This is a genomic window from Nocardia sp. NPDC051990 (assembly GCF_040680755.1).
GTDB lineage: Bacteria > Actinomycetota > Actinomycetes > Mycobacteriales > Mycobacteriaceae > Nocardia.
Genome location: NZ_JBFAXH010000020.1, coordinates 81,837 through 95,361 on the forward strand (window position 1 = coordinate 81,837; position 13,525 = coordinate 95,361).

General features: G+C 66.1%; 14 protein-coding genes. All 14 read right to left on the bottom strand.

Annotated elements, in window-relative coordinates; translation table 11 throughout:
- Positions 1-174: 174 nt before the first annotated feature.
- Positions 175-375 carry a hypothetical protein gene (locus AB0L63_RS27805; RefSeq protein WP_364506427.1) on the bottom strand — a complete coding sequence of 67 codons (201 nt, stop codon included), beginning with the start codon at positions 373-375 and terminating at the stop codon, positions 175-177.
- An 86-nt stretch (positions 376-461) separates the two neighbouring features.
- Positions 462-1,328 carry a DivIVA domain-containing protein gene (locus AB0L63_RS27810; protein ID WP_364506430.1) on the bottom strand — a complete coding sequence of 289 codons (867 nt, stop codon included), beginning with the start codon at positions 1,326-1,328 and terminating at the stop codon, positions 462-464.
- Positions 1,329-1,408: 80 nt separating this feature from the next.
- Positions 1,409-1,672, bottom strand: coding sequence for a YggT family protein (locus AB0L63_RS27815; protein ID WP_364506433.1), 264 nt, complete (start codon positions 1,670-1,672; stop codon positions 1,409-1,411).
- Complete coding sequence (locus tag AB0L63_RS27820; protein ID WP_364506435.1) at positions 1,614-1,745, bottom strand: putative cross-wall-targeting lipoprotein signal domain-containing proteiin; 132 nt, start codon at positions 1,743-1,745, stop codon at positions 1,614-1,616. The genes AB0L63_RS27815 and AB0L63_RS27820 overlap by 59 nt, the downstream gene beginning before the upstream one ends.
- 80 nt (positions 1,746-1,825) lie before the next feature.
- Positions 1,826-2,602 (bottom strand): cell division protein SepF, encoded by a 777-nt coding sequence (locus AB0L63_RS27825; protein ID WP_364506438.1) that lies wholly within the window; start codon positions 2,600-2,602, stop codon positions 1,826-1,828.
- Positions 2,603-2,706: 104 nt separating this feature from the next.
- The gene (locus AB0L63_RS27830; RefSeq protein WP_364506441.1) at positions 2,707-3,456 is read right to left on the bottom strand and encodes a YggS family pyridoxal phosphate-dependent enzyme; all 750 of its coding nucleotides are present in this window, start codon (positions 3,454-3,456) and stop codon (positions 2,707-2,709) included.
- A complete protein-coding gene (pgeF, locus tag AB0L63_RS27835) occupies positions 3,453-4,163 on the bottom strand; it encodes a peptidoglycan editing factor PgeF (protein WP_364506444.1) in 711 nt (236 codons plus the stop codon). Before pgeF ends, AB0L63_RS27830 begins: the two co-directional genes overlap by 4 nt.
- Before the next feature lie 193 nt (positions 4,164-4,356).
- Positions 4,357-5,595, bottom strand: a complete 1,239-nt coding sequence (gene ftsZ / locus AB0L63_RS27840) for a cell division protein FtsZ (protein ID WP_364506446.1) — start codon at positions 5,593-5,595, stop codon at positions 4,357-4,359.
- Between the two features lie 323 nt (positions 5,596-5,918).
- Entirely contained in the window at positions 5,919-6,611 is a 693-nt protein-coding gene (locus tag AB0L63_RS27845) for an FtsQ-type POTRA domain-containing protein (protein ID WP_364506449.1), read from the bottom strand.
- 6 nt (positions 6,612-6,617) lie between these two features.
- A complete protein-coding gene (gene murC / locus AB0L63_RS27850) occupies positions 6,618-8,057 on the bottom strand; it encodes a UDP-N-acetylmuramate--L-alanine ligase (RefSeq protein WP_364506510.1) in 1,440 nt (479 codons plus the stop codon).
- Positions 8,058-8,149: 92 nt separating this feature from the next.
- Positions 8,150-9,277, bottom strand: a complete 1,128-nt coding sequence (gene murG / locus AB0L63_RS27855) for an undecaprenyldiphospho-muramoylpentapeptide beta-N-acetylglucosaminyltransferase (RefSeq protein WP_364506451.1) — start codon at positions 9,275-9,277, stop codon at positions 8,150-8,152.
- Entirely contained in the window at positions 9,274-10,743 is a 1,470-nt protein-coding gene (gene ftsW, locus AB0L63_RS27860; protein ID WP_364506454.1) for a putative lipid II flippase FtsW, read from the bottom strand. The genes murG and ftsW overlap by 4 nt, the downstream gene beginning before the upstream one ends.
- Complete coding sequence (murD, locus tag AB0L63_RS27865; RefSeq protein WP_364506513.1) at positions 10,740-12,182, bottom strand: UDP-N-acetylmuramoyl-L-alanine--D-glutamate ligase; 1,443 nt, start codon at positions 12,180-12,182, stop codon at positions 10,740-10,742. The genes ftsW and murD overlap by 4 nt, the downstream gene beginning before the upstream one ends.
- 49 nt (positions 12,183-12,231) lie before the next feature.
- On the bottom strand, positions 12,232-13,308 hold the full coding sequence (mraY, locus tag AB0L63_RS27870) for a phospho-N-acetylmuramoyl-pentapeptide-transferase (RefSeq protein WP_364506456.1): 1,077 nt from the start codon (positions 13,306-13,308) through the stop codon (positions 12,232-12,234).
- Positions 13,309-13,525: the final 217 nt, after the last annotated feature.

Genomic DNA, 13,525 nt, shown 5'->3' on the forward strand with positions numbered 1-13,525 from the left:
CGCGGCGACCAACCAGGACCTCTCGTTTCGAGCTGTGACGGGCTCACCCGTTCGGTTCTACTGGGTGCGGTATGCGCACCGTTCTTCCGAAGACTCCCCGGTGATGGCCGGATCTACGCCGATTACATGTTTGATTCTAACCAGGACGGTCAAACCAGTTTGTAGGGCCCATGACTACCGTTTCGCATGCCGACCAGGTGGTGGCGCGGTATCGCTATCGGAGCTACGCATGGAAAGCGCGCTCACCAGCAACAGCACGGCGCCCATGATACAGACGAGGATGCACCCCCAGGCCCACAGTACTGACCCGGTGGTCAGCGCGGTCACTAGCAGGGCGAACCCGATCGCGGCCAAGACAAGCGTCAAGACGAGCATATTGACCCCCTAGGCGTGCCAGGCGGCTTGGCGTACTTCTAGCTACTCGAACAGCAACTACTGGGAGATAGATATCTGCTACGAGATTACTTGGCGCCCTTGGCGAACGAGGCGGGAGCGAGATTATTTGCGGTATTGACGTCGACGAAGGCCTCGCCGCCGTCCACCGGCACCGCCGAGCCGCGGTTCTCCAACTCCTCGAGCTGGGATTCCAGGTACGACTTCAGCCGCACGCGGTACTCCCGCTCGAAGGTCTTGAGCTGCTCGATCCGGCTTTCCAGCACGCTGCGCTGTTGGGTGATGGTGGCCATGATCTCGGTGTGCTTGCGCTCGGCATCGGCCTGCAGCGCGTCGGCCTTCTCCTTGGCCTGCCGTAGCTGATTGTCCGAACGGGCCTGGGCATCCGACAGCATCGCATCCGACTTCTGCCGCGCATCGGTGATCATCGCCTCCGAGCGGGTTCGCGCATCGCCGACCAGGCGCTCGGAATTGGCTCGCGCGTTCGACAGCAGATTCTCCGCTTCGAGCTTCGCATCAGTGGTCAGCCGGTCCGCCATCTCCTGGGCGAGGCTGAGCACCTTGGCCGCCTGCAGATTCGCATCGGCGCTCGGCGCATCCTTGGCTACCGGTGCCGCAATCGGCATCGGAGGCGGCGGCGGGGCCTGCTGAACGGGTGGTTTGATGGGCTCGGGCTGGGGCGGTGGGGCTTGCGGAACTGGTGCTTTCACCGTGGCATTGACATTGGCCGGACCGCGATTCTTCTTGGCATCGGCCAGTTCCGCATCGAGTTCGGCAACCCGCTGGCGCAGGTCGGCGTTCTCCTCGATCAGACGCGAGAGCTCCTGCTCCACGAGATCCAGGAAGGCGTCTACTTCATCCTCGTTGTAGCCGCGCTTCCCGATCGGCGGTTTGCTGAACGCGACGTTGTGCACATCGGCTGGGGTCAGCGGCATGGAAGGATCCCTTCACGCGTCTTTTGGAGATCTAGCAGATCTAGCAAGCTATCTTCTCGGTTCATTCTGACACACCTGGGCTACCCGTCGGCGTGGCCGCCCACAAACGTCATCGAGATGAAGACGACGAAAAGCAGGACCATAATCGACAGATCGAGCCGAATTCCTCCCAATGACACCGGTGGTATCAACCGCCTCAGGAGTTTCACCGGAGGATCGGTGATCGTGAAGATCACCTCGAGGATCACGACGACGAAGCCACTAGGGCGCCAGTCTCGGGCAAAGCTACGGATGAACTCGACGATCACTCGGCTGATCAACAACAGCCAGAAGATGAACAGCACGAAGTACAACACCGCAAACAAGGCCACAGACCTTACTCTGCCCGAAAATCCGCGCCGCGCAAAGTGACCACACCGCTGGCGACGGCTCGCAGGTCGCTCGAAAACGTCAGCCCGATACCCAACGGGTCTAACAGAACCCCCGGAACACAAGCGTTATTTCTGGTTGTAGAAGCCGGTTTCGGCGATCCTGCGACGCTCCTCGGCCGAGACATCGACATCGGCGGGTGAGAGCAGGAACACTTTGGTCGCGACCTTGTCGAATGAGCCACGCAGCGCAAATGCGAGACCGGCGGCAAAGTCGACCAGCCGCTTCGCGTCGGCATTGCTCAGATCGACCAGATCCATGATCACCGGGTTGCCCTCGCGGAAACGCTCACCGATGATGCGGGCCTCGCTGTAGTCGCGCGGGCGCAGCGTCGTGATCTTGGACAAGGGACCTCCGTCCTCGAAGATCCCCGGCCGACGCGCGGGCGCGGGCTCGGGGCGCACGCGCTCCTCCAGTCGCCGCTCCTCGGCCTCGGGATCGACGGCGAGCGCACCCCTGGTGGCTCCCCGCAGCATCGGCGCATTGCCGCCGGCACGGAATCGGGACGCGCCCGGCGCGGCATCGATCCTAGTGGGACGCGGCCGCGCATCATAGCGGTCGTCCCCATAGGGCTCGTCGACATAATCGTCGCGCCGAGACACCGGGTATCCCGCCTTGTACGGCGACTTGTACGCCGGCTCAGCGTAGTCCGGCTCGTCGGCATAGCGGTCGTCGGCATAGCGGTCCGCGCCGTAACCGGCGCGCTCGGAATAGTCACGGGGCCGGGGACGACGTGAGCCGCGCTCGTCCACACCTCGGGGGGCGGGTTCGGCGACGTAATCGTCTTCGTAATCCTCGAGCGGAACCATGCCGAAGTACGCCTTGAACTTGTGCAGCGTGCTCATTTCATAGACCTTCCTTCGGCCCCGGTGGCGGCCGGGTGTTGAAGTCTTGCTCAGTCCTCTCCAGTCCCAGCATATGTGTCAAATGTGACTGATGAGGTTCTTTGCTACGCCGAGGTTATCGGTCGCGCGCCCATCAAGGCGGTACCGACACGCACACAGGTAGCACCGTGTTCGATTGCCAATTCCAGATCGCCCGACATGCCCGCGGAGAGTTCGGTCGCTTCGGGATGATCCGCGCGCACCAGCGCATGCAAATGCGCAAGGCGTGCAAAAGCATCGGCGGGCACGGCGTCGAGCGGGGGAATCGCCATCAGGCCCACGAACTGCAGTCCTGGTGCGGTGGCCACCCGAGCGGTCAGTGCCGCAAGAGCTTCCGGGGCGACGCCGCCCCGACCCGGATCCTCGTCCAGGCTCACCTGGACCAATACGCGAATCGGTTCAGCGCGCTCCCCCGAGTCCAAAGCGGCTCGCGCCGCGGTGTCAAGGGCCGTTGCCAGCCGTTCGCTGTCGACCGAATGCACGGCATGTGCCCAGCGCGCGACGATCCGCGCCTTGTTGCGCTGCAGTCGACCGATCATGTGCCAGCGCACCTCCGCGAGGTCTGCCAGTTCGGCGACCTTCGCGGTGGCCTCCTGCTCCCTGGACTCGCCGAATTCCCGGCAGCCCATGCGATGCAGGATGGCGATATCGGTGGCCGGGAAGAACTTCGTCACGGGCAGCAGCCGCACCGAGCCCGGATCACGCCCGGCCGCAAGGCAAGCCGCGCCGATGCGCTTGTTCAGATCGGCGAGATTCGCCGCGAGTTCGGCGGTCCGGCCGTCCATGGCCTCGGCCGCAATGGATTCCGGCCTCATGCGTCCGCCTGCATCCAGATGACACCGGCGATGCGCCCGGTCGGTGCGCCACGGCGATGACTGAACAGCGTCTTGTCCTCGATCGTGCAGCGCGGATCGATGGCGACCGCGCCGATTCCGGCTTCGGTGAGCTGTCTGTTGATTCCGGCGCGCAGGTCGAGTGCGGGCGTGCCGCGCACGGTGGTTGTCGCGCTGCCGGGCAGATGCGCTTCGACGTCGGCGCGCATCGCGGCGGGCACCTCGTATTGACGGCCCGATGCGGCCGGGCCGAGGAAGGCACCGATGCGCTCGATGCGTGCACCGGCCGAAACCATTGCATCCAAGACGCGCGGCACGATGCCGATGCGCGCGCCGATCCGCCCGGCATGTACGGCCGCGATCACGCCTGCCTCGTCATCGGATAACAGGATCGGTACGCAGTCCGCGGTGAGCACCACCAGTGCAAGACCCGGCACGGTCGTCACCACTGCGTCGGTGGCGGGCACCGGCGCATCCTGTGGCCCATCGATGATTTCGACAGTGCGCCCATGGATCTGTTCCATCCACACGAGCCGATCCGGTGTCAGGCCGATCCCCTCGGCCAACCGGTCCCGGTTCCGCTGCACGGCCGCCGGGTCGTCCCCCACATGGTCCCCCAGATTGAACGAATCGTATGGCGGCGCCGAGAAACCGCCCGCTCTGGTGGTTGTCACTCGTCGAACGGTCAATGTCGGCGCTGCTCCCTCGCCTCCCCGGTTTTGCCGGTCGTCGAGTGCGTCAACGGCACCGTTGTGGGCCGTCGGTCTTGTGCCTGGCCGAGTGCTGGGCGTTCCCGACGAGTTACCCATGTGCGTACGAGATCTGTTGTTGCGTGGGCATACCGCCCAGTGTGCCAGTCCTGCCGAGCGATGTGCTCGTGCCCTAGCGACGCATGAACGACGGCACGTCGACGTCGTCATCATCGTCGGTGTCCGGCGGCTCGATATGCGAGCGCGTATTGTGCGTGACTGTCGGGTCGGCCAGCGTGCGGGCCCGTTCGGAATCCCGGTAGCTGGGCACCGCGCCCCGAACGGAGCCGGTTTGACCTGCGGCGGAAGTGGTTTCGGTGCGCGCCGCGGCGGCGATCTCACTGGTCCGGCCGCTCGGGCCGATCTCACCGGCCCGGCCCGAACCAATTGCGCCGCGGCCCGTCTCGAAGGTGCGCCGCGCCGGCCCGCCGCCGTCGAAACCGGCCGCGATCACCGTGACGCGAACCTCATCGCCGAGCGAATCGTCGATGACGGTGCCGAAGATGATATTCGCCTCGATATGCGCGGCCTCCTGCACCAGCGAGGCGGCCTCGTTGATTTCGAACAGGCCCAGATCCGAACCGCCCGCGATCGAGAGCAGCACGCCGTGCGCGCCATCCATCGATGCCTCGAGCAGTGGCGAATTGATCGCCGATTCGGCGGCCTTGACCGAACGGCCCTCGCCGCGCGCCGAACCGATACCCATCAAAGCGCTTCCCGCGCCCGACATCACGCTCTTCACGTCGGCGAAGTCGACATTGATCAGACCCGGGGTGGTGATCAGGTCGGTAATGCCCTGCACACCGTTGAGCAGCACCTCATCGGCGGAGCGGAAGGCGTCCATCAGGCTGACCGCCGCATCGCCGAGCTGCAGCAGCCGATCGTTAGGGATGACGATGAGCGTGTCGCAGGATTCGCGCAGCAGGTTGATACCCACTTCGGCCTGATTGCCACGCCGCTTGCCCTCGAAGGAAAACGGCCTCGTGACCACACCGATGGTAAGCGCACCGAGCTTGCGCGCGATGCTCGCGACGACGGGTGCGCCACCGGTACCGGTGCCGCCGCCCTCACCCGCGGTGACGAAGACCATATCGGCGCCCTTGAGCACCTCTTCGATCTCGTCCTTGTGATCCTCGGCGGCCTTGCGACCGACCTCTGGGTCGGCACCGGCGCCGAGACCGCGGGTGAGCTCACGGCCGACGTCGAGCTTGACGTCGGCATCGCTCATCAGCAGCGCCTGCGCGTCGGTGTTGACCGCGATGAACTCGACTCCCTTGAGTCCCTGTTCGATCATCCGGTTGACGGCATTCACGCCGCCGCCGCCGATACCGACGACCTTGATCACCGCAAGGTAGTTGTGCGGGGGCGTCATGGGCCTTCGCCTTCCTTAGATCTAAAGTCTGTCGTTTTCGGACTCTCGACATTCGGCCTGTGGCAAGTCCGGGCAAACCCTAAACCTCAACCATAGGGTCAGCGTTATGTCAAGTATCCGACTGTTGCGGAACGCTATTCGCAGCCGCCGCGATAGACGCGCAGGCGCGCCGAAACGACTGACAGAATCTTGTGTGATCCCACTCGTCTCGCCGCGCAACACGTCATATCGTGAACGGTTGCCCCCGAACGCCCGGTCTCGCTGGGCTGTTCCCACTGCGGTCACAGTTCCATCGAAAAACCCCTGGGCACAAAGGGTATCGATCACTTTACCGTGACCAGATTCGGACTCGAAACATCGAACACCGTTCCATCGCGGGTCAACAGCGGCATCACCACGGCCGCCTTGCGTTCCGCGTCATTAGTTCCTCCCCACAGTACCGTGCGACCGTCGCGCAGGTTGAGGGAAATATTCGAAATCGACCGCGCGACAACCTCGTCCACTTGCACGACCAGCGCGGCAGGCAATAGCGCCAAAACCGAGACCGCGGCCCGGGTGACCGGATCGGCGCCGTCCGGATATTCGGTGGTCAGCTTCGGAACACCGATGGGCGCGTCCTCGATCGCGAACTCCACACCCTCCGCATCGACCAGATGCGCGCCTTGCGGACTGTCCCAGAACAATACCGGCGTGCGCTCCACCACCGTCACCTTGACGGTGGACGGAAGTACCCGCTGCACCCGTGCGGTGCGGACCTTCGGAATGCTCGCCACCCGCCGGGCCATCGCATCGGTGTCGATGCGCAACATCGAGCGCCCGGACGGGATCTCGAGTTTGTCGCGCACCTGTTCCTCGGGCACCGCGACCAAACCGTCGATCTCGACCGTGCTCGCCGATAGCACCGGGGTGAACCAGGCCAGTACTAGGACAACGGTAAGGACGCACACGCCGAGCCAACTCCACCGACGCAGGCGACCCCGGTGTGCCCGGTCGAACCAGTGACCGGCGGTGCGCATCGCGGGTCACCGCCCGTATTGCGGACGCGCGCGCAGCCCATCGAGAATCTGGCTGCCGAGCATCGTCACATCGCCCGCGCCCATGGTGATCACCACATCGCCGGGCAAGGCCAGGCCCGCGACTTGACGGCCGACCCGAGATATATCCGGCTGGTAGTGCACGGGTTTGGTGACCGCTTGTGCGACGAGTGCCCCGTTGACACCCGGCAGCGGCTTCTCCCGCGCACCATAGACATCGAGCACGACAACCTCGTCGGCAAGGCTCAGTGCCGCGCCGAAATCCTGGGCGAAGGTGGCGGTGCGACTGTAGAGGTGCGGCTGGAACACCACGATGACCCGGCCCCGTCGGGAGCGCGCGCCGTCCCGGGCCTCCTGCTGCACCAGCTCGGCGGCCGCGCCGAGTACCGCACGCACCTCGGTCGGGTGGTGGGCGTAATCGTCGAAGACGCGCACGCCGTTTTCCCGGCCCACGAACTGGAACCGGCGGTGCACACCGCCGAAACCCTCCAGCCCCTGCACGATTTCGTCTACATCCGCACCAGCGGCGCGCGCGGCGAGCAGCGCGGCCAACGCGTTCAGCGCCATATGCCGACCGGGCACCGCGAGCCGCAGGGTACGCGGCGCGGCCTCGTCGGCGAGCTGGAACTGGGCCAGCCCGCCGACATCGCGCGGTTCCCAACTGTGCAGCCGCACGCCTACCGGCACCGGCGCGTCGGCCAGCTCACCCGATCCGTAGCCGAGCACCCGAACGTTCTTCTCCGCCAACCGCACACCGACCCGCTCGGTCAGCGCCCGCGAACCGGGATCGTCCAGACACACCACCAGCAGCCCGCCGGGGCCGAGACGGTCGGCGAAATCGTCGAAGACCTGGACATAGGCCGCATCGGAACCGAAGAAATCCAGGTGATCGGATTCGATATTGGTGACCACGGCGACATCCGGGTGGTATTGCAGCAGTGAGCCGTCGCTCTCGTCGGCCTCGGCGACGAATATTTCGCCGGTGCCGTGATGGGCATTGGTCCCCGCCTCGTTGAGTTCGCCGCCGACCGCGAAGGACGGATCGAATCCACAGTGCTGTAACGACACGATCAGCATGGAGGTGGTCGAGGTCTTGCCGTGCGTGCCCGAGACCAGCAATGTCCGATGTCCCTGCATCAGCGAGGCGAGCACGGCGGGACGCAAAAGCACCGGAATATCGCGCCGATTCGCCTCGACCAGTTCGGGATTGGTCTTGGGGATGGCGGCATAGGTGGTGACCACCGCCGTCGGGCCGCCGGGCAGCAGGTCGAGGGCGCTGGCATCGTGACCGATGCGCACCTGAGCGCCGCGGGCCCGCAGCGCGAGCACGCCGCGGCTCTCCTTGGCATCCGAACCGGAGACCGAGCCACCGCGCGCGAGCAGGATGCGGGCGATACCGGACATGCCCGCACCACCGATCCCGACCATATGCACCCGCGCCAATTCGGGCGGCAGGGCAGAGCGCGCCTCGTCGGCGCCGGATTCGACCGCCCCGGATTCGGTGGCATCGGCTCCCGTGGTCACCGGCCGCTCACCTCGACGACAACACGTGCCAGCTCATCGGCGGCGTCGCGGTGTCCGGCGCCTGCGGCGGACAGGCTCATTTCGATCAGCCGTGCGCGGTCGGTCAGCAGCGGTATCACCTCGTCGATCACGTATTTCGGGGTCAGCTCGGCATCCGGGACGATTCTGCCACCGCCCTGGCGGACGATCGGCCTGGCGTTGAGTTCCTGTTCACCGTTGCCGTGTGGCAGCGGTACATAGAACGCGGGCAGGCCGACCGCCGACACCTCGGCGACGGTCATCGCGCCGGAACGGCAGACGACCGCGTCGGCGGCGGCATAGGCCAAGTCCATCCGGGAAAGATACGGCACGGCGACATACCGCGCCCCACCTTCATCCGAATCCGGGACCTCGAGGGTGTTCTTGGGACCGTGCGCGTGCAGCACCGAGACGCCCGCCGCGGCCAGCTGTGTCGCCGCGCCGGAAATCGCCTTGTTCAACGAGACCGCACCCTGCGAGCCACCGAAGACCAGCAGCACCGGTCCCTCGGCTGGCAGGCCGAAATGGGCACGGGCCTCGGCTTGCAACGCGGCCCGATCCAGCGAGGTAATGGACCCGCGCACCGGAATGCCGATGACCTCGGCCTTGGCCAGACCCGAATCGGGTACGGCGGCAAGCACTCTGGCCGCGCGCCTGGCACCGACCTTATTGGCGATTCCGGCCTTGGCATTCGCCTCGTGCACCACCACCGGCACCGCACGCCTGCGGCCGAGCATGCCGCGGCCGGCCGCGAGGTAGGCGGGCAGTGCGACATAGCCGCCGAAGCCGACGATCACATCGGCCTCGACCGCGTCGATGACCGCCCTGGTCCGAGCCACCGACGCGCGGACACGGCCGGGCAACCGCAGCAGATCCGCGGTCGGCTTGCGCGGCAACGGAACCGGCGGGATCAACTCCAGCGGATAGCCGCGCTCGGGTACCAGTTTGGTCTCGAGTCCGCGTTCGGTGCCGAGTGCGGTGACCCGGATCGAATTGTCGAGTCGCCGCAACGCGTCGGCGACGGCCAGCGCGGGCTCGATATGTCCCGCGGTACCACCGCCCGCGACGATCACCGATAGTGGCTTGCGGGGTCGCTCCGCACTCACCTGGATCTTCCCCGATCTCTCGCATGGTTTATCGGATAGCTGGGCTCCCATGCCCTGGTCGCCCGCAGTGAACTCGTGCCCCTGCTCTCGGGTACCCGCCGTCGACCGGAGTCGGATTGGGTCCGCCGCCCCTGCGGGAGCGCGCCCCGTGCCCGGTCGGCCTTGGCCCGTGCCCGCGGTTCGGCCGCCCTGGCCTTGGCCGCGGCCGAGCGCGCACGCGCCGCATCCGCCTTCGCCGGTGAGTACACCTCCGGCTTGGGCAATCGCAGCAGTCGGCTGACTCGGCCGTCCTGTCCGGCCTGCAGTGCCGCGATCGCCTCGGGTTCGTGCCGGGCCGCATTGGCGATGATGCCGAACATGAACAGGGTGATCGCCAGCGACGAACCGCCCGCCGAAACCAGCGGCAACTGCAGACCGGTCACCGGGAGCAAGTTGACCACATAGCCGATATTGATCAGCGCCTGGCCGGTGATCCAGGTCGTCGCGGTCGCGGTGAGCAGCCGCAGGAACGGATCGACCGAACGGCTCGCAATGCGCAGGCCGGTGTAGACGAACAGCGCGAACAGGCCCAGAACCAGTGCGCAGCCGAGGAATCCGAGTTCCTCGCCGATGATGGCGAAGATGAAGTCGTTGTGCGAATTCGGCAGGTATTGCCATTTGGCCCGGCTCTGGCCGAGGCCGCGACCCCAGATCCCGCCGTCGGCCAGCGAGTACAGCGCTTGGCGCGCTTGGTAATTGATGCCCTGCGGATCGTCGCCCGGATTGAAGAAGGCGCGCATCCGGTCCGAACGATAACCGGCGGACAGCGCGAGAATGCCCGCGGCGATCATGCCCGCAATCGCGATGGTGACGAACAGCCGCACCGGCAGCCCACCGAACCACAGCAGTGCGGCGAGCACGATGCCGAGCGCGATGGTGGTCGACAGATTCGGCTCCAGCACGACGAGCAGGCACACCAGCAGACCGGCGGGCACCAGCGGCACCAGGATGTCCTTGAGCGCGGCCCGTTCCGAGCGGCGCGAGGCGAGCAGATGCGCACCCCACACCACCAATGTCACCTTGACAATCTCCGACGGCTGCACCGAGATCGGCCCGATGAAGAACCAGCGCCGTGCACCCTGCACCTCGGAGCCGATGCCGGGAATCAGCACCAGCAACAGCGCCAGCACCGAGATCGCGAACAGCGGAAACGACCATTGCCGCAGTCGCCGCAACGAAATCCGCAGTGCCAGATAGAACAGCACCGCGCCGATCACGGCGAACATGGCCTGCTGGATGAACAGCGAGTACGCCGACCCGCCATAGACATACGCCTCGACGCTGGATGCCGACAGCACCATGACCAAACCGAGCACTGTCAGCAGTGTCGCGATCGTGACGACCAGATGGAACGACGCGAGCGGGCGCGCCAGCCAGGCGCCGAACTTGGTGTCCGCCAGCCGATTCCGCCGTGCCGTCTCGGTCATAGATGCCGCCCGATGTCACCGACTTCCAGCGCGGCCACCGCCGCGGCGAAACTGCGCCCGCGGTGGGTGTAATCGGCGAACATATCCAAGGAAGCCGCGGCCGGAGCGAGCAGTACGGCGTCCCCAGCACGGGCAAACCCGGCCGCGGCGCGCACGGCCTGGGCCATCACGGCGTCGGCCGCGCTCTCATCGATACCGGCGTCACCCATGCCTGCATGGTCTCCCGCGCTGACCTCGACAACTGGGACCTCGGGCGCGTGTCGCGTCAATGCGGCCGCGATCACCGGTGCGTCGGCCCCGATCAGTACCGCGGCGACGAGGCGGTCGGCGATCTCCTCGACCAGATCCTCGACCGAGGCACCCTTCAGTTGCCCACCGGCGATCCAGACCACCTGCGGGTGGCCGAGAATCGAGGAGCGGGCGGCATGCGGGTTGGTGGCCTTGGAGTCATCGATGAATTCGACCTCGGCCACCTCACGCACGAACGCGGCCCGGTGCGGACCGACCTTGTGCTCGATGAGACCTTCCCGCACGAACTGCGGTGCCACATCGATGGCCCTGGTCACCGCGGCGGCGGCGAGTGCGTCGGCGACACCGGCGGGTCCCTTGGGGCTGATATCACCGACCTCGGCCAGGATGGCGGCCTTGGTGAAGGCGCGGTCGAGCAGTTTGCCGTCCACGACACCGAGTTCGCCGTCGGCGGGTACGCCGATCCGGAAGCCGACCATCCGGCGCGCCTTGCTGCGCCGGGCCAGCGAGGCGGCCACCGGATCGTCGAGTCCGACGACACCGACACGGCCGTACAGCGCCCTGGACTTGGCGGCGGCGTAGGCATCGAGGCCGCCGTGCCAATCCAGGTGGTCCTCGGCCACATTCAGCACCACACCGGCCTCGGGCCGCACCGATGGCGCCCAATGCAATTGGAACGAGGACAGTTCGACCGCGAGCACCTGCGGACCGGGATTGCGGCGCAGCGCATCCAGGATCGGCAGCCCGATATTGCCGCAGGCGACACTGGCGATTCCGGCCGCGCGCAGGATGGAGTGCACCATCGAGGTGGTGGTGGTCTTGCCGTTGGTACCGGTCACCACCAGCCATTTGCGCACCGGACCGTAGATCCTGGCCTGATCGACCCACCAGGCGAATTCGACATCGCCCCAGACCGGGGTGCCCTCGGTCACCGCGGCGGCGAGCACCGGCGAATCCGGCCGCCAGCCCGGACTGGTGATGACCAGTGCGAAGCGGCTCCAGTCCGCGGTTTCCAGTTCGGTGCAGGTCGCAATGTCCAAGCCGAGTCCGGCCGCCTCGGCCAGCGCGGCGGCACCGCCGTCGGTGACCACCGGACGCGCGCCGATATCGCGCAGCGGTTCGATCAACGAGCGGCCCGAGACACCCCATCCGGCCACCAGAACGTCACGGCCACGCAGGAATTCGAGCATGGGCCCCGGTGTTCGCAGGGCACGCGGAGAATGTTCGACCATCGCTACTTCACCCGACCGCTGAGAGATATTCGCTGTAGAACAGGCCGAGTCCGACCGCCGACGCCATGGCCGCCAACAGCCAGAACCGGATAATCACCGTAGTCTCGGCCCACTTGCTGAGTTCGAAGTGATGATGGAACGGCGCCATCTTGAATAGCCGGTTGCGGGTTGTGCGGTAGACCGCGACTTGCAGCACCACCGAGGCGGTTTCGGCGACGAACAGCGCACCGATCACGACCATCAGCAGTTCGGTGCGAGTGGTGATGGACAGACCCGCAAGCATGCCGCCCAGGGCCAGCGATCCGGTATCACCCATGAAGATCTTGGCTGGCGCGGCATTCCACCACAGGAAACCCACACACGCGGCTGCCGCCGAGGCACAGACCAGCGCCAGATCCAGCGGATCGCGCACGTTGTAGCAACCCGCCTCCGGAATCGTCGCGCAAGCGTTGCGGTACTGCCAGAACGTGATGATCACGTAGGCGCCGAGCACGAGGCTCATCGATCCCGCGGCCAGACCATCCAGGCCGTCGGTCAGGTTCACCGCATTGGACCAGGCGACGACCAGCAGACAGGCCCAGCACACGAAGATGATCACGCCCATCGACACCGTGGTGATATCGCGGACATAGGACAGATGCTTACTCGCCGGAGTCAACCCGTTACCACCGCGGAACTGCAAGGCGAGCACGCCGAAAAGGACCGCGGCGCTGATCTGACCGACGTATTTGCCCGCGGCCGACAGCCCCAGATTGCGCTGCTTGCGCAGCTTGATGAAGTCGTCGAGGAAGCCGACCACACCGAGTGCGGTGGTCAGTCCGAGCACGAGAATGCCCGAGGCGGACGGTCCGTCGGCGTCGTAACCGATGCCGATCAGATGTGAGCCGAGGTAGCCGGCCCACATGCCGACCAGGATGGCCACACCACCCATGGTCGGGGTGCCGCGCTTGGCCTGATGACTGGCCGGACCGTCGACCCGGATCTCCTGCCCGAAGCCCTGCCTGGCGAAGATCCGTATCAACAGTGGCGTCAACAGGATGGAGACCGCAAGCGCGATCCCCGCCGCGAACATAATCTGCCTCACGACTCCGCCTCGCTAGCGCTCGGCTCCGTCGTTCGGCCGATGGCCGCTGTATCCATGGTTCGCTCGCTCCGCTCACTCACGACTCCGCCTCGCCAGCGCTCGACTCCGTCGTTCGGCCGAAGGCCGCTGTATCCATGGTTCGCTCGCTCCGCTCACTCACGACTCCGCCTCGCCAGCGCTCGACTCCGTCGTTCGGCCGAAGGCCGCTGTATCCATG